General features: G+C 39.5%; 16 protein-coding genes and 1 pseudogene. 10 read left to right on the forward strand and 7 right to left on the reverse strand.

Features of this window, described 5'->3' with window-relative positions:
* Positions 1-9: 9 nt before the first annotated feature.
* Positions 10-1,122, reverse strand: coding sequence for a BT_3928 family protein (locus tag KK060_RS13630; protein WP_254154297.1), 1,113 nt, complete (start codon positions 1,120-1,122; stop codon positions 10-12).
* A gap of 4 nt (positions 1,123-1,126) precedes the next feature.
* Positions 1,127-1,666, reverse strand: a complete 540-nt coding sequence (locus KK060_RS13635; RefSeq protein ID WP_254154298.1) for a DUF1599 domain-containing protein — start codon at positions 1,664-1,666, stop codon at positions 1,127-1,129.
* Positions 1,667-1,678: 12 nt separating this feature from the next.
* Here KK060_RS13635 and folP point away from each other — a divergent pair, with 12 nt between their 5' ends.
* Positions 1,679-2,536 (forward strand): dihydropteroate synthase, encoded by an 858-nt coding sequence (gene folP, locus KK060_RS13640; protein WP_254154299.1) that lies wholly within the window; start codon positions 1,679-1,681, stop codon positions 2,534-2,536.
* A gap of 81 nt (positions 2,537-2,617) precedes the next feature.
* Positions 2,618-3,466, forward strand: a complete 849-nt coding sequence (gene cdaA, locus KK060_RS13645; RefSeq protein WP_254154300.1) for a diadenylate cyclase CdaA — start codon at positions 2,618-2,620, stop codon at positions 3,464-3,466.
* Positions 3,467-3,510: 44 nt separating this feature from the next.
* On the opposite strand, the pseudogene KK060_RS13650 reads toward cdaA, so the two are convergent.
* A pseudogene (locus KK060_RS13650) lies at positions 3,511-4,158 on the reverse strand (MgtC/SapB family protein).
* A gap of 415 nt (positions 4,159-4,573) precedes the next feature.
* Here KK060_RS13650 and KK060_RS13655 point away from each other — a divergent pair.
* Complete coding sequence (locus KK060_RS13655; RefSeq protein WP_254154301.1) at positions 4,574-5,026, forward strand: hypothetical protein; 453 nt, start codon at positions 4,574-4,576, stop codon at positions 5,024-5,026.
* Positions 5,027-5,109: 83 nt separating this feature from the next.
* On the opposite strand, the gene kbl is transcribed toward KK060_RS13655, so the two are convergent.
* A complete protein-coding gene (kbl, locus tag KK060_RS13660) occupies positions 5,110-6,327 on the reverse strand; it encodes a glycine C-acetyltransferase (protein WP_254154302.1) in 1,218 nt (405 codons plus the stop codon).
* Between the two features lie 4 nt (positions 6,328-6,331).
* Positions 6,332-6,655, reverse strand: coding sequence for a hypothetical protein (locus KK060_RS13665; RefSeq protein WP_254154314.1), 324 nt, complete (start codon positions 6,653-6,655; stop codon positions 6,332-6,334).
* 70 nt (positions 6,656-6,725) lie between these two features.
* Between KK060_RS13665 and KK060_RS13670 the strand changes: the two genes are divergently transcribed.
* Positions 6,726-7,682, forward strand: a complete 957-nt coding sequence (locus tag KK060_RS13670) for an NAD-dependent epimerase/dehydratase family protein (RefSeq protein ID WP_254154303.1) — start codon at positions 6,726-6,728, stop codon at positions 7,680-7,682.
* A gap of 54 nt (positions 7,683-7,736) precedes the next feature.
* Here the strand turns inward: KK060_RS13670 and KK060_RS13675 are convergent, their stop codons facing one another.
* Entirely contained in the window at positions 7,737-8,936 is a 1,200-nt protein-coding gene (locus tag KK060_RS13675) for a T9SS type A sorting domain-containing protein (protein WP_254154304.1), read from the reverse strand.
* Between the two features lie 224 nt (positions 8,937-9,160).
* Between KK060_RS13675 and KK060_RS13680 the strand changes: the two genes are divergently transcribed.
* From KK060_RS13680 to KK060_RS13705, 6 genes are all read left to right on the forward strand, one after another.
* A complete protein-coding gene (locus KK060_RS13680; protein ID WP_254154305.1) occupies positions 9,161-9,937 on the forward strand; it encodes an enoyl-CoA hydratase/isomerase family protein in 777 nt (258 codons plus the stop codon).
* Positions 9,938-11,377 (forward strand): lipopolysaccharide biosynthesis protein, encoded by a 1,440-nt coding sequence (locus tag KK060_RS13685; protein ID WP_254154306.1) that lies wholly within the window; start codon positions 9,938-9,940, stop codon positions 11,375-11,377. It abuts the gene before it with no gap.
* A gap of 64 nt (positions 11,378-11,441) precedes the next feature.
* Positions 11,442-12,446, forward strand: coding sequence for a sugar nucleotidyltransferase (locus tag KK060_RS13690; protein WP_254154307.1), 1,005 nt, complete (start codon positions 11,442-11,444; stop codon positions 12,444-12,446).
* Positions 12,443-14,209 (forward strand): tetratricopeptide repeat protein, encoded by a 1,767-nt coding sequence (locus KK060_RS13695; RefSeq protein ID WP_254154308.1) that lies wholly within the window; start codon positions 12,443-12,445, stop codon positions 14,207-14,209. Before KK060_RS13690 ends, KK060_RS13695 begins: the two co-directional genes overlap by 4 nt.
* On the forward strand, positions 14,202-14,954 hold the full coding sequence (gene lolB1 / locus KK060_RS13700; protein ID WP_254154309.1) for a lipoprotein insertase outer membrane protein LolB1: 753 nt from the start codon (positions 14,202-14,204) through the stop codon (positions 14,952-14,954). The genes KK060_RS13695 and lolB1 overlap by 8 nt, the downstream gene beginning before the upstream one ends.
* Positions 14,941-16,137, forward strand: a complete 1,197-nt coding sequence (locus tag KK060_RS13705; RefSeq protein WP_254154310.1) for a murein hydrolase activator EnvC family protein — start codon at positions 14,941-14,943, stop codon at positions 16,135-16,137. The genes lolB1 and KK060_RS13705 overlap by 14 nt, the downstream gene beginning before the upstream one ends.
* A gap of 125 nt (positions 16,138-16,262) precedes the next feature.
* On the opposite strand, the gene KK060_RS13710 is transcribed toward KK060_RS13705, so the two are convergent.
* On the reverse strand, positions 16,263-16,814 hold the full coding sequence (locus tag KK060_RS13710; RefSeq protein ID WP_254154311.1) for a hypothetical protein: 552 nt from the start codon (positions 16,812-16,814) through the stop codon (positions 16,263-16,265).
* Positions 16,815-17,044 lie beyond the last annotated feature (230 nt).

The following is a 17,044-nucleotide window of genomic DNA, read 5'->3' on the forward strand; positions in this document are numbered from 1 at the left end:
CTAACTAAACTACTTGATCAATTCCAGTATCTCTCGTGCGTCAGGTGTATCGTTGTGATGCCAATTACCTTTCACCGTTCCGTTAACCCAAAGAGAAATGCCAGGATTTGAACGAATAATAGTTTTCAACACTGTCGCGTCGGCAAAGTAATAAGGAACTGCTATTTGATTTTCATGTCTAAAAGCTTCGAACTGCTCACTGCCAGAGGAAGTTAACGCCATCATATCAATCTTGCCATCAAGGTCAGCAATGAGTTTCTTTATCTTATCAAGATTGACTGTTGAAACCTGGCTTACATCAGCAATAATAAACAACAACTTATTTCCTTCGAAAGTCTGCTGCGTTACATCTTCACCATCAACACTGGAAACTCCATAATCAGTAATCTTTGCCCTTGTTTTATCTTCATTTGTTTGCCTTACGCTCAAATATTTATACTGCGTAGTGTCTGCAAGATATTTTTCGGAAGTAATTTCCTTCCCCTCATCTTTGTTCAGGAATACATACTCGAATTTCGGCTGCTCTTCGGGCTGCATTTGCTGAGGAATATTGTTGCCTACTCGATATGCCCTGAAGTCAATAAAGGGCAAGTGACGGATTGCATAAACACCCAGAAAAATGCTGAGGGCTGTAACAACGCCTATCACAATATTCCCCGCAAGCATTGGTAGCACTTGTTTGTACGATTTCCTATACCAAAACAGATGAAGAATAAATACCATCAGGATGATATCCTTCCAGAACGATTGCCAAGGTGTAAGTTTAATTGCATCTCCGAAGCAACCGCAGTCGGTAACTTTATTAAAGTAAGCTGAATAGAATGTGAGGAAAGTGAAAAATATCATCAATGCCAGTAGAATCTTGGTTGTAAGATCCATACGGTAATAAAAGAGCACAGCTACCCCAAGTGCTATTTCCAGCACGATCATTATAAAACCTATTTCAAGCGCATAGGGTATAAAGTAATGAAAAAATGTTCCGAAGTCTTCGGTGAAAACTTCAAAGTATTCTTCCATTTTAATTTTAGTGCCGATCGGATCGTTGAGCTTAATCAAGCCAGAGAAAATAAAAAGTGCACCAACAAAGAATCTCGAAAACTGATCAATAATCGTTCTGAACATTGTTTTATCCTTTCAATTTTATTAACGCAAACACAGCGTAATTTATCATATCCTGGTAATTCGCCTTTACGCCTTCACTTACCAGCGTTTTTCCTTCGTTATCTTCTATTTGCTTCACACGCAGAAGCTTCATTAATATAATATCAGTAATGGAAGTGACCCGCATTTCGCGCCACGCTTCTCCATAATCATGGTTTTTATTCTGTAGAAGATCAAACGTTTCGGTAACAGCTTCATCATAAAGAGGTTCTAGCCTTTCAAATGGTAGTTCCATTTCTGATGAGGAGTCGAGCTTAATTTGTATTAATGCTATTATGCAATAGTTGACAATTCCTATAAATTCATCTTTGACCGGGTCATTGACTTTCTGAACGCCTTTTTCCTGGATGCTCCTGATCCGTTGAGCCTTAATATAAATCTGATCTGTTATAGAAGGCAAACGCAAAATACGCCAGGCAGTTCCGTAATCACGGGTCTTCTTTTCAAACAAGCTTTTGCAGGTGGATATTACCTGTTTATATTCGACAGCAGTTTTCTCAAACATAAAATTTTAACAGTGCAAAATACGGCATTTTCAGTTAACAAAACACTTCATGTTAGGGGTACGGTAGTTGATTTGTCAGAACCCAAGGTTATGGGTATTTTAAATGTAACTCCCGATAGTTTTTTTGATGGCGGAAAATACTTATCAGAAAGGCAAATCCTTTCACAGGTAGAGGAAATCGAAAGCCAAGGAGCCACTTTCATCGATATTGGTGGTTACTCATCTCGGCCGGGAGCAGCCGACGTTAGTGAGACTGAGGAGATTAGCAGGGTACTGCCTGCAATTAAACTTATAAATAAAAATTTCCCATCACTTATTATTTCGGTAGACACATTCCGAAGTAAGGTTGCAGAAGTTGCTGTAAAAGAAGGTGCTTCAATTATCAATGACATTTCAGGCGGAACATTAGATACTAAGATGTTTGAAATAGTTGCCGCATTTAACGTACCCTACATCCTTATGCACATGAAGGGTACTCCGCAAACAATGTTAAGGGAAGCAAAATATGAAAATTTGCTCAAGGAGATTATAGACTACTTTCATGCAAAAGTACACCAGCTTCATTCACTTGGTGTTAAAGATATTATTCTTGACCCGGGTTTTGGTTTTGCTAAAACAAGAGAACACAACTTCAAGCTTCTGAACGATCTTAACCTGCTATATATTTTAGGCAAACCAATTCTGGTAGGACTATCAAGAAAATCGATGGTATGGAAAACGTTGGATATTGAACCGAAGGATGCTTTAAACGGAACCACTTCCCTAAACACGATTGCTTTGATAAATGGGGCAAGCATTTTAAGAGTTCACGACGTAAAAGAAGCCGCACAAGCAGTAAAGCTGGTGAAAGCATTAAAGGATAATTTATAAGATCCTTTCAAAGAGAAGATAATATCTTTCTAATATCGCAGTATAAAGGCAAACCGTTATATTGGGCCGTAAGAAGAAATTATGATCTTTCTTTTCAGAATAGGATTTTTAGAAGTAAGCTGGGTAGACATCATCGACATTGCGTTGGTGAGTGTATTGCTTTACCAGGTTTACAAGCTTATTAGAGGAAGTATTGCTGTTAATATATTTCTTGGAATCCTTGCGCTCTACTTGGTTTACTTGATTGTACGCGCCGCACAGATGGAGCTGCTTGCAACTATACTCGGCCAATTTATGGGGGTTGGTGTTCTTGCCATGATCATTTTGTTCCAGCCGGAGATCAGAAAATTCTTACTTGTAATAGGAAGAGGTACAGAGTTTAGAGAGAACCTTTTCAAAAGCATAGCTCAGTGGCGGAATTCATACCATGAGGATGTTAATGTAAATGAAATCATGGAAGCGGTGAAAACCCTTAAAGCTACACGAACAGGTGCTCTGATTGTTTTTTCACGCGACGTTGAATTAAAATTTTACGTAGAGACAGGTGATGTACTTGACGCCACCGTAAGTAAGAGACTATTGCTTTCGATATTTAACAAGAACAGTCCGCTTCATGATGGTGCAGTTATTATTTACAAAGGAAAAATAAAAGCCGCACGCTGCGTATTGCCGGTAAGTGAGAACGATCACCTTCCCCCTCACTTTGGATTGAGACATAGATCTGCTATTGGTATGTCTGAGAATACCGCAACACTTGTAATGGTTGTCTCAGAGGAGACTGGCCGGGTAATACTGGCGAGAAACGGAATCTACCTTAGGGGATTAAAACTAAAACAGATCGAACAGAAAATTGTCGAGTATCTTCAAAACACAGAACCTGCCAATTGGGAGGAAATCTCAGAAGAAGAACCAACAACCACTGAAAATTGATGTAAAAGATATTGTGCTAGCACTTGCTAGTGCATGCTTCGTACTCAATACTCAAATGCCTTTACTTTATCTTTCTGCTCTATCAAATAATTAATAAGCGCTTCTTGTTTTTCGGATGAACCAGAAATCTCATAAACATATCTGACATCCATCCCCTTTCTACGTTCTTTTCTCCTTTCATATCGGAGGCCGATCATTGTTAATTTCTCTTCAAATGACGCAACCCCGTTGTTTTCAATATCAAATATGATATGCAATATGATTGTCTTATGAAGTTTATCGAAAAAGCGTTGAAGATAACCAAAAGCAGTTAATACAATTAGCGCAAAAAGGGTAGCTGCAAAGGCAAGTTCACATTGTCCTACACCTACTGCCATTCCCAATGCAGCAGCTACCCAAATGGTACTTGCAGTTGTTAAACCTGAAATAGATAAACCATCGCGCATGATAGCTCACGCACCAAGAAACCCAATTCCAGTTACAATATTTGACGCTATCCGCCCCACCTCCGTAGGATGCGAGGATTCAATTGAAATTACGGTAAATAACGTAGACCCGAGGCAAATAAGAATGATGGTACGCAATCCTGCAGATTTATTTCTTAACTCCCTCTCAGCGCCGATAATAAGACCTAAAACTAATGATACAACTAGTTTAATTACTATTTCCTTCAAATGGTCGTCCAAGAGCATACCAGTTTAATCTTCTCTTGCTACAACTATAAATTCATACCAGCCATTTTTCTGGTTTAACCCTATCAATAATGTTAGCTAGACTTAAGAAACGTCTTTAAAAAACCTGAAGACGAATAACTAAAAGTTTATTAACAGTGTAAATGAATCGTTCAGGGAGATTTTCAGCAAAACACTGAAATAAACGAATTGATTTCAGTTACTAAAATTGGAACCAGGTTTTCAGGCATAGGCTTTTTATTTTTTGCACTACATATTTGGTTGGCAAAAAATCCTCGTGATTTAAAGTCGTTATTTGTTTTTAACCTGCACAAGCAAAAATTTTAGTTTATATCGACAACAAATTTTAATGAGCGAAAAACTTTACAATAAAAGAATCGTAAATTAGTAAACTGATTATTTAACGTATACAGCAATGATAGAAGCTAGTCCGGTAAAATATTATTTAGCTAAATATTTTTTTCTTGCTTTTGCGTTTATTCAATGGATAGTAGGTGCGATCATACTTTTTCGTTTTGAATTTAACAGCAAAGTCTTCTTCGTATCTTTAATCTTCGCAGCATTAGGATTAATCTCGCTGTATGTCTTCTATTTTATAAATGATAAGATCAGAAGGGTTGCAATTGGTAAGAATAAAATTGTTGTTATTGAAGGTGACCGAAACGTAAGGTTTGGGTGGCCGGAAGTTAAATCTTTAAGAATTATTCCGTTTCTCAACCTCTACCGATTAAAAATAAAAGGAAAACGAAACTGTATTTATTTCTTTCCGTCGAGGCAAATCGATCCTGCCTTTGGATTGTTAACCAAAGACACTTCCAAGATGGGTGAAATTGTCAAGAAACGTAAAAGGGAGTTTGGTTTTGAATAGCGAACCTTAAATAACATACTAATAAATAAGAAGAGCTTCCTGGATGAAGCTCTTCTTATTTTAGCCTATGTTAAGCCCAAAAGTTAAGCGTTAACTTTCGTGGCCGACTTTAAAACGTTAAGTTCTTTTCCTACAGTAGTAAATGCCTCAATTGCTTTATCCAGATGATGCCTTTCATGGCCGGCTGAAACCTGAACCCGAATCCTAGCCTGTCCTTTAGCAACCACAGGGTAGAAAAACCCAATTACATATATACCCTTTTCAAGTAAGCGTTCGGCAAATTTTTGGGCTAAGGGAGCTTCATAAAGCATAATGGGTACAATAGGATGTTCTCCCGGCTTTATATCAAAGCCCGCCTTTGTCATTTCGCTTCTGAAGTATTTTGTGTTCCGCTCCAGCTTATCTCTAAGTTCTGTAGTTTCAGAAAGCATGTTAAAAACTTCTATAGAAGCTCCTACAATAGAAGGAGCCAAGGTATTGGAGAACAGATAAGGTCTTGATCGCTGGCGAAGCATTTCAATGATCTCCTTCTTACCAGATGTAAATCCTCCTGAAGCACCACCCAAAGCTTTACCAAGTGTACCCGTAATAATATCTATCCTATTCATCACATTTCTGTATTCAGGAACACCTCTTCCGGTTTTTCCTATAAAGCCTGTGGCGTGAGATTCGTCTGTCATAACCAGCGCTTCGTATTTATCGGCGAGGTCACAAATCTTGTCTAGCTGTGCTATTGTACCATCCATAGAAAAAGCGCCGTCAGTTACTACCATGATGTTCTTGGCACCTGCCTTGGTTGCTTCCTGAAGTTGCTTCTCAAGGTCTGCCATATCGTTATGCTTGTATCTGTAACGCATGGCTTTACATAACCTTACTCCATCTATAATTGAAGCATGGTTTAACTCGTCAGAGATAATGGCGTCATCAGCACCAAGCAAAGGTTCAAAAACACCACCATTTGCATCAAAAGCTGCCGCATACAAGATGGTATCTTCCATGGCCAGGAAATCAGATATTTTTCTTTCCAGTTCTTTATGAATATCCTGCGTTCCGCAGATAAACCTCACGGAAGACATGCCGTACCCATGCGTATCAATCGCACGCTTTGCAGCTTCAATTACCCGGGGGTGACTTGACAAACCGAGATAATTATTAGCGCAAAAGTTTATAACTTCCTTACCTTCTGTTGTCTTAATATCAGCAGCCTGCGGAGTAACAATAATTCTTTCTTTTTTGAAGAGTCCTGCTTCACGGATATTATTAAGTTCCTGCTGAAGTGCAGGTTGAAGTTTTTTATACATAGGTCTAGTTAATCTTTGGTTTCATTATCGGTCGTGACACCGCAGGCTTTGCAACAATTGGAGGTGCAGCTGCAGGGGTCGCTTCAGCTATCGGATTTTGTTTTTCAGCTTGCTTCTCAGCTGCTGGTTCTGTTTTAGCAGGTGCTTCAACAACCTTAAGATGGTACTTTCTTCTTATTGGGTTAATAAGATTAAGTTTTTGAACGGTAAAACTGTTGGGATGCATCTGCTCAAAATCAAGCTTCCATTTTTCAAAAACGGATGGTTCTGCTGCAGCAAAAGCACTGGCGTCAATTTTTTTCGATATCAGATATTCTTCAAAATTCACTGGCGCTAAGTTAAGAAAGGATGACTAACACGAATGATAAATTTCTGTATTTTCGCGCCTGAGACCAGCTATGAAAAGAAACAAGATTTTAGTTATCGGTGCAGGCGGCCAATTAGGCTCAGAACTCACCCAAGGCCTTTGGAATGTGTACGGAAAGGAAAATGTTATTGCTACTGACGTAAAAGAACCGCAAGGCATTCTTACCGAAGGCAATTTTGAAATACTGGATGTTTTAAAACAAAAAAACCTTTTCGACTTCATTCAGAAGAATAACATAACGCAGATCTATCATCTGGCCGCTGTTCTTTCTGCAACAGGAGAAAAGAATCCCAAGTTTGCCTGGCATCTTAATATGGATGGTTTGATCCATGTGTTGGATGCAGCCGTTGAGTTCAAGATAGACAAAGTCTACTGGCCTAGTTCTATTGCCGTATTTGGTCCTAACACTCCTAAAGTTAATACACCACAAGACACCGTGATGGACCCAGCCACCATTTACGGTATTAGTAAACTCGCCGGAGAACGCTGGTGCGAATGGTACCATAATAAGCATGGAGTGGATGTACGAAGCCTTCGATACCCGGGGTTAATTGGATATAAAACAAAACCAGGCGGCGGAACAACGGATTATGCTGTTGATATCTACTTCAAAGCTATCGCTGAAAAGAAATACGATTGCTTTTTGAAGCCTGATACATTTTTGCCAATGATGTATATGGATGACGCTGTAAAAGCCACACTTGATTTAATGGAAGCCCCGGCAGAAAAGATTAAGGTAAGATCCAGCTACAACATCTCTTCCATGTCATTCTCTCCTGAAGAAATTGCGAATAACATCACCAAGCATATCCCTGATTTTAAAATAAGTTATACGCCTGACTTCCGCCAAGCCATTGCAGACTCATGGCCAAAATCTATTGATGATACCGCAGCAAGGAAAGATTGGGGATGGCAGCCACAGTTTGATTTACAGCGTATGACTAAAGAAATACTTGCGAATTTACATAGTACTACCGAAGTACTTTAAACACTGAAGTTAAACAACTTACCATCTTCAAGTAAGACGATTATATTCTCTTACTTATTTTACCAATACCCTGGTAGAAGACTGAAAGCTTTTTGAAATATATTTCAGCAAGTAAATGCCTTCTTGAAACGTATCTTCCAGAAGAATTGGATTGTTGGCTAGCTCTTTAACGTCTACATTTAATACCGGTACCCCATTAACGTTGACAATTAAGATACGGTCATCTTCAGAAGGAGCAAAATTAACATGAAAGATCAACTTCTTTTCAACTACAGGATTGGGATAAACTGTTAAAGATTTAGGTTGTGTTACTCTTAATGCCTTAGGGCCGAAATATTCGTAAGAGTCATCAAGATCAATTGTTTTAAGGCGATAATAGGTTAATCCCGATACAGGAAAATCATCTTTAAAAGAATAATTTCTAGTGGTGTTAGAATTTCCCGCAGCTCTTGTCTCGCCCAAAACCTCAAACTCTTCTCCGTTAACAGAACGTTCTACAATAAACCTATTTGAGTTCCTTTCTGTTTCTGTTCTCCAGTTGAGTCTTACTAGGGTTCCGTCCTGAAACACCTCAAACAATGATAACTTAACTGGTAATGTTGTGTTTCGTGTTGCATTATTACAAAAGTTAGAGCCAGAAGTACAAGTGCCTCCATACTCAAAAGTTCCTCCGCCGTTCAGGTTACCCGAACTTACATTTACGTTTTTATAAACTCTAACAGTTCCACCCGAGCCATTTACTGTTACATCTGTATTATTCCCTCCTACCATATTTCCCTCAACAATTAATTGACCGCCATTTTTTACATCAAGGTTGGCTCCTCCACTAAGCTGTAAGTCTCCTTTAATAATTACTGTTCCTCGGATCTCCCATGAAACTTTGTTTGTAAAGGAAGCATTCCCCCAAATGATTAGTGTCCCCAATACTGACAATTTGGGGTTATTTCCTGTCATGCTTAGACTTGCAGGGATCGTGCTAGACCCCAGGGTGAGCGATGCACTGCTTTCAATTGTTAAAGTATTATCTCCTCCACCTGTAAAATTTCTGATCGTGTAGTTATAGGTAGATCTTACAATAGGACTTGCATTTCCATTAAGGACAACGTTATCATTAATATCATCACCAATATTAGAACCTGCCCAATTACTGGTTGTGTGCCAGCTTCCTGAGGTGTTCATTGTACGTGTAGTTTGCCCCTTTGCCGTGTTAACGATAGAACAAATGGAAAATACTACCGCGATAATTTTGTACATAACAGCTTATTTCAGGATTAATGCGGGCGTATTACAACAATCCTACCATGATACACTGACAAGACGATAAGTGTAAATGCGTAGTAGAATGAGATATTTTCCCGGGTTAAACCTTAAGGAAAGCCATTTATTAAACCATATTGGGAATTATTTTAATATTATAATTTAGTTTTGGGAAAGGTTATATCTTGTCTACTTCGGATTATTTGCAGCAATTTTAATTTATGTATATAAAGACATCTTTGAATAATGATGGAATCCTAACCATCACGCTGTCCCGGCCGGAAGCTCTAAATGCTTTGAATTCAGCGTTACTTAAAGAACTAAGCTCGGTTATGGCAGATGCCTTCTCGAACAAAAATGTTCGCGGTATAATCTTAACCGGCGATGGAGATAAGGCTTTCGTTGCCGGAGCTGATATTAAAGAGCTAACTGCTCTTGATCCTCAACAGATATTTGAGCTCTCAGTAAAAGGGCAGCAATTGTTTAAGAGCATTGAAGATTCTCCCAAACCGGTAATAGCAGTTATCAATGGTTTTACTTTAGGTGGGGGATGTGAGCTTGCAATGGCTTGCCACATGAGAATAGCAACAGAAATTTCAAAATTTGGCCAGCCTGAAGTTAACCTTGGTCTCATTCCTGGTTACGGCGGCACTCAACGTTTAACTCAACTTGTAGGCAGAGCCAAAGCTTTAGAGCTTATCCTTACTGGAGATATGATTGCTGCGCAGGAAGCAAAAACATTAGGGCTAATAAACCATGTTGTTGCTACTAAAGAAGAAGCAATGATACTTGCTACAAAGATTCTTGATAAAATTGCAACAAAAGGCCCTATAGCAGTTGCCAACGTAATTAAAAGTGTCAATGCAGGTTTCAACTTCGAGCAGCAAGGCTACGAAACAGAAGCAAAACTATTTGCCGAATGTAGCAAGACTCACGATTTCAAAGAAGGAACAACAGCATTTATTGAAAAAAGGAAAGCACAATTTAAAGGAGAGTAATTGGGAAAGCTTAAGAGATTAGCCGGCGAGACTGTTCTTTATGGCCTGGGAAGTATTTTGCCTCGCTTCCTTAATTTTTTACTGGTAACACTGCACACCGATGTCTTCAATCCTCCTGAATATGGTGTTATTACCAAGTTATTCAGTTATGTAGCTGTCGTCAATATCATATTCCTATTTGGTATGGAGACCGCATACTTTAGGTTCTCGAGTAAAAAAGATGCTGATGAAAAGAGAATATTTAACCTGGCTCAAACAGTAGTAGTCTCTATCAGCTTAGTCATTTCCATTATACTCGTACTTTTCTCTTATCAGATCTCAGACCTTCTGTTAATTCCAGGTCATGAAAAGCTGGTTATCATGCTGGTAGCAATCATGTTTATCGATGCTGTTGTAGCCATCCCTTTTTCAAGACTACGCCTTCAACGCAAACCAACAAAGTTTGCTATCGGCAAGCTGATCAACATAGCGATACTCATAGGACTTAATCTATATCTCCTTAAGTTTTCGGGCCTGAAGCCTGACATCTCTTTTGTATTTATTGCCAACCTCGTAGCTAATGCTTTTTACCTCGTCCTCTTTGCCAGGATATTATTACAATGGAGACCTGCTTATGATAGAAGTATTTCGCCCCAGATGTTTTCATATGCTTATCCGGTAATGCTCACCGGACTTGCCGGAATGACGAATGAAATGTTTTCGAGGATAACGTTGGATAAATGGCTACCTGAAAACTTTTATCCGTCCATTAGTAAAGAAAGCGCACTGGGGATATTTGGCGCGTGTTATAAATTCGCTGTACTCATGAACCTTGCCATTCAGGCTTTCAGATATGCAGCAGAACCCTTTTTCTTCTCCCAGTCAAATGAGAAAAATTCTCCCCAACTCTTTGCTAAAGTAAATCACTACTTCATTCTTGTATGCTGCATTTTACTGTTTTCAGTATCCATTAATCTAGATGTACTCAAGTTCTTTTTAGGGCAGTCAGAGTACTGGGATGGTCTCTACATAGTACCGATATTGCTATTAGCTTATCTTTTTTTGGGTGTTTATTACAATTTTTCTGTCTGGTTTAAGCTAACTGACAGAACTTACTATGGCACTCTTATTACTATTGGCGGTGTAATTATTACAATCGCAGGAAACTATTTTCTGATACCTGTAGCAGGTTATTTTGGAAGTAGCATTGCTACCTTACTGTGCTATTTTGCAATGATGGTAGCATGCTACCTTTTTGGGCAGAAATACTATCCCATTCCTTATTCTATTGGTAAAGACTTCTCCTACATTGTTTTAACCGTTGTATTAATTTACCTTATTAACAGTCTTGCTATCGCTGATGGTGCCATAGGAGTTGTGGTGCATCTAACCTTAGCTGTATTTTATGTGGCCGCAATATTCCTTTTGAAAAGGAAGGATCTGGTGAGAAAGCAGGCCTGATTTTTTATTAATTTGACCTGCCGCTGCAATGCGAGCAATTTAAACTTATAACTAGACTGTTAGCATGAATATTATTATTCCGATGGCCGGATTAGGAAAAAGAATGCGGCCACACACCCTCACTGTTCCAAAACCATTATTACCAATTGCAGGAAAACCTATTGTACATCGTCTTGTTGAAGACATCGCGAAGGTATGCCCTGAAAAAATAGACTCAATAGGATTTATCGTCCATCCAAGCTTCGGAAAAGAAGTTGAAGAAAACCTTAAAGCGATAGCCAAAGAAGTAGGTGCCACTGGCAAAATTTACTATCAGACAGAAGCGCTTGGTATCTCACATGCACTTCTTTTTGCAAAAGAACTGTTTACCGGAAAAGTAATCGTAGCTTTTGCTGATACACTCTTCAAAGCAGAATTTAAACTTGATACAAATCAGGATGGCATCATCTGGGTGCAACAAGTTGAAGACCCATCACAATTTGGCGTCGTAAAACTCAATGATAAAAATGAGATTATAGAACTGGTTGAGAAATCAGCGACCTTCGTTTCAGACCTTGCCATTATTGGTATTTATTACTTTAAGGATGGTGCAGCACTTGCAAAAGAGATGCAACACCTCATCGATAATGACATCAAAGAGAAAGGCGAATATCAGTTTACAACAGCTCTTCAGGGACTATCGAAGAAAGGTGCACGATTCGTGCCCGGAAAAGTTACCGAATGGCTTGACTGCGGCAATAAAAACGTAACCGTACAAACAAACCGACGCTATCTTGAATTCATCAAAGATCAGAAGCTGGTATCACCAAAAGCAAAAATTACTAATTCGGTTATTATTGAACCATGTTTTATTGGCGATGATGCAGTGATCGAGAATTCCGTTGTCGGTCCATATGTTTCAGTAGGAAAACAAACCCGGATTTCTGACAGTCGTATTATTAATTCCATCATTCAATCAAATTCTTCTATCAGTAAGGCAGTATTAGAAAATAGTATGTTGGGGAATTTCGTTAATTTTGAAAACCGAGCTCTCGATTTGAGCCTCGGCGATTTCAATTCCATCACGTGATACTATTTTGTAAGAAAATAAAGAGAGCAGCTGGGTTGGTTCTTTTGCTGACATTGTTGGCAACCAACACTTTTGCTCAAAAGAAAAAGAAAGAAGATTCAGCCGTTCAAGGTCTTAGACTAAGAGAGGCTGAATTTTATTTTACGGAGGGTGAGAAGTTTTTTATCCTCGAAGATTACGCAAAGGCGTTAATCTACTATCAAAAAGCCCTTGAAGCCAATCCTACCAACGGCACCATTCATTACAAAATCGCAGAAGTACTCTCCAAAAGTCAAAAGCAGGAAGACCTGGTAAAGGCCTCAATCAGCATTGAAAATGCCATTCAGTTGGATAAAACCAACAAGTTCTTCTATCTGTCCGCAGCAACTATCTATAACAGTCTTGCCCGGTTCGACAAGGCCGCACAGGTTTATGAAAACATGATCAGTGAAGTAAAGGGCACTGAAGAGTATCTCTATGAACTTGCAGCTGTCTACCAATACGCAAACCGCATGGACGATGCCCTTAGAACCTACGAACGCGCGGAGAAAGCACTTGGTATCAATGAAATCTCATCCATTCAAAAAATGAGGTTGTTTATCGAAAGTGGCAAGGTAAACGAGGGACTGAAAGAAGGAGAAAAACTAATTACAGCATTTCCGGACGACGAGCAATACCTGATGGCTTTTACAGAAGTGCTTTCCAAGAAGGGAATGCGCGAGCAAGCCATCCAATACCTGGAGAAATATTTAAGTAGAAACGAAAATGCCCCAGGCGCAAGCATGCTCCTTGCAAGTTTCTACCGCGAAACTAATCAGGAGCAAAAAGCAAGACCACTTTTAATAAAATTATTCGACAACACCTCTGCTGACCTGTCAAGTAAACTTATTGTACTTGGTACTTACAATGCAGAATTAAACAACAACAGAAGTAAAGGCATTTCTGATGCTGACAAAGAAGCATTTGCCCTGTCACTGCTTGAAAAATTGAAGGCCTCTGATGGCGAGAATACCAATGTTCATATTATTGGTGGCGACTTGTACCTATCAACAGGCAGAAATAGAGAAGCACAAAAAGAATATCTTATCGCAGCAGAGTCAGGAGAAGTAAATTTTGAAGTTTGGGAAAACCTGCTTTACCTCGAAATCAGGCTGGAGCAGTATGACAATGTTTTAAAACATGCTGAACAAGCACTCGAGTTATTTCCTAACCAGGCAATGATCCATTACTTCAATGGATTTGCCAACCTGCGCAAGCGCAATTATGAAGAATCCATCTATTCCTTTGAGCAGGCAAAAAGATTGTCGACATCAAATGCCGCGCTCACCAGCGAAGTTAACGGCATGCTTGGAGACGCTTATAATGCTGTGAAGAATTACGAGAAGTCAGACAAGGCTTTTGAAGATGCCCTTCTCTACAATCCAAATAACGATGCCATTCTCAACAATTACAGCTACTACCTGGCGCTGCGGAAGGAGAACCTGGAGAAAGCCGAGAAGATGGCAGCCACACTCATCAAAAATCATCCGGATAACCCTACATATTTAGATACTTATGCCTGGGTTTTGTATGTTCGCCAAAAATATAAGGAAGCACGAAAGGCTATAGAAAAGGCCATTAGCACAGGAAAAGCCACCGCCACCCATTTTGAACATTATGGAGATATCCTATATCAACTAGGCGAAGTTGACGGTGCTGTAAAGCAATGGGAAAAGGCCCGTGGCTTAAATGCTAAAAGTGAAACCCTGAACAAAAAAATTGCGAACAGAAAAATTTATGAGTAAACCTTCTCTGTTGCTATTCATCACAATAATTACATTTTGTGTTGCCTGCAGCAAAAAAACCGTATCACCTACATTTGGCACTCCAAAATCTACACTCAATATTGAAGAAATTGACTTCGATTACTTTCAAGGCAAAGCACGGATGATCTTGCGTGACGCCAACAAAGAAAGAGAAGTAAAGGCGAACATTAGAATACGTAAGGATAGTGTGATATGGATGACTTTTTCTGTCATAGGAGTTCAAGGGGGAAAAGCACTTATCAATAAGGATTCAATCACTATTGTAAGCAACGTAGATAAAGAGTATTATGTATTTGATTATGCAGAGCTCTCCAAGCGTTTTAAAATAGACATTAATTACAGAATTATTCAGGCAGCTATGCTGGGCAATCCCGTAATACCACGTGAAGAAACAGATGAAGTTCAACAGGAAAGTTCGCTTTATCTGCTCAAGCAACAAACCGGTGACGTCAACGTTGTGAACTATATAAACGCAGCGAGCCAAAAAATTGAAAAGGTGGAAATGAAAGAAGGTAACAGCAGCAATTCATTGATGATTAATTACTCTAACTTTCAGCCTGTAGGCAATAAAATATTTCCATACAATGGTACAATCAACCTTTTTTACAAGACAGTATCTGGTCTTCTAAACACAACTATTATTTTTGAATATAATAAAGCAGAGGTTGGAGACCGTGAGCTTAAGTTTCCATTTAATATTCCGAAGCGATATGAACGCAGGTAAAAACACGCTGCTTCTTGTTCTGCTTATAATACTCTCTTCTTCTGTTACTTTTGCCCAGAAGAAAACAAAAACTCAGCTTCAGCGCGAGAAACAGGAAAACCTTGAAAAGATTAAAGAGGTTGAAAAAATTCTCTCCGAAACTGCTGCAAAAAAGAAAAACTCTTTGGGAGAGTTGAGTGCCTTGAATCAACGTATTGTTGAGCAGGAAAAACTCATCACCTCAATTAAGTCAGAAATCTCTTTACTCAATGCTGAGATCGGTGAGAATAACGACATCATTCAGGCATTGGAAGTTGATCTTGCTAAACTGAAAAAAGAATATACAGCCATGTTGTTCGCTGCCCAAAAAGCAAACAACAGTACCACAAGGCTAACCTTCCTCTTCTCTTCAAAATCTTTCGATCAGCTAATGATGCGCCTTCGCTATATGGAGCAATATGGTGAAACACGCAAGTTACAGGCAGATCAGATTGTAAAAGTACAGGATGAATTATCAGGACAAGTTCGTGTAATTGTCGGCCAGCGTGAAGAGAAAAACAAATTACTCAGCGATCAGTTAGAAGAGAATGACAATTTATCTAACCTCAAAAAACAACAAAGCTCACTTGTAAAGTCACTTGAGAAAGAAGAGAAAAAGCTTAAACGCGACCTCGACGAAACGAAGAAAGCCCTCGCTATCCTCGACAAAAAGATAAACGATCTTATTAAAGAAGAGATGGAACGCGAGGCCAAAGCACTTGCTGCTACCTCCACCAAAAAGAGTGTGCTCTCAACTTCTTTTGAAGAGAACAAGAACAAACTACCATGGCCCGTTGGCTCAGGTTTCGTATCCCAGAAGTTTGGGCGTCAAAACCACCCTGTGCTAAAGGGAATTGTGTTACAGAACGACGGTGTAAATATTCAGACAAAAGAAAACGAAAAAGTAAAAGCTGTTTTTGAAGGTGAGGTCCGCAAAGTAGCCTTTATTCCCACCTTTGGCAGCACTGTTATTATTAAACACGGCGAATACTTCTCCGTTTACACAGGACTAAAAGAAGTGTTTGTTAAAACAGGCCAGAAAGTAACTACCAGCCAGGAAATAGGCACTGTAATCTCCAACAACGACGGCATCTCCGAACTCCGTTTCCGCATTCACAAAAACACCGAAGCCCTCGACCCACAAGCATGGCTGGGCAACATGTAGTATTAACGTATACGATAAGACATAACCGTCATTCAGAGCGGAGCGAAGAATCCCTTCAAACAAAAAGTGCATAAAAGCAAGCCCTTAATCACTAGAGCTTCACCATTAGCATTCAACCCCTACACTCACACCGTCACCTCCCTAATCAAAACATTGCCCGCCTCATCCTGTACAACCACCTTAATCGTACTTATCAAATCCTTCACCGTTGTAAACCCATAACGCCAGCATTCAAAATCCGTAGCAGTCTCTGCCTCCTCAACAACAACACCATCACTTCCTAAGGCAATAACCTTCATCACCCGCAACCTAAAGTCCTTCTTTGTAGCCTTAATATTCAACTGCAGAGCAGAATTTTTTGCCGTAACTTCTACCTCCTCAATTACAGGTCTGCGCATATAATCACCTATCGCAGCCGTATAAGCATTCGGAAGCTTCAGTTCCTTCGCCATATCCCAGTAATAGGCTTTTCTTTCTGCAATAAGCATCATCGATTTTGCATAGGCAGTAGCCTTCCTAAACCTATCCCGATTATTACGCTGCAAAGCACTTTCTTTGGTAATAGGCTTTGCCCTTCGCGCCACAATAGTTTTTCCGCGCAACTGTTTAAAAATGAATTTTGAGCCAAACCTTCCGCTCAAACCTTCAGTAAGATCATTTTCTCTCACTTGTGCCATAGGGTATTGTATTTTTAAGACAAGGTAAACCCCACTTTTGACAAATACTGTCAAAACCATCTCGCCTCTGGTAAAATTTTAAGAACGTAAAGAGTGCAGCACGAGTGCAAAACGAGTGGAGAATAACACCATTACCGCCTAATTATTCAGAAACTAACTTAGATTTTTAATTTGGGCGTTCCCCCGCCTCCAATCGCAGGAGCCATCACACGCGGGGCCGGGCTATACAC

The organism is Chryseosolibacter indicum (assembly GCF_018598585.1).
Taxonomy (GTDB): Bacteria; Bacteroidota; Bacteroidia; order Cytophagales; family Cyclobacteriaceae; genus Chryseosolibacter; species Chryseosolibacter indicus.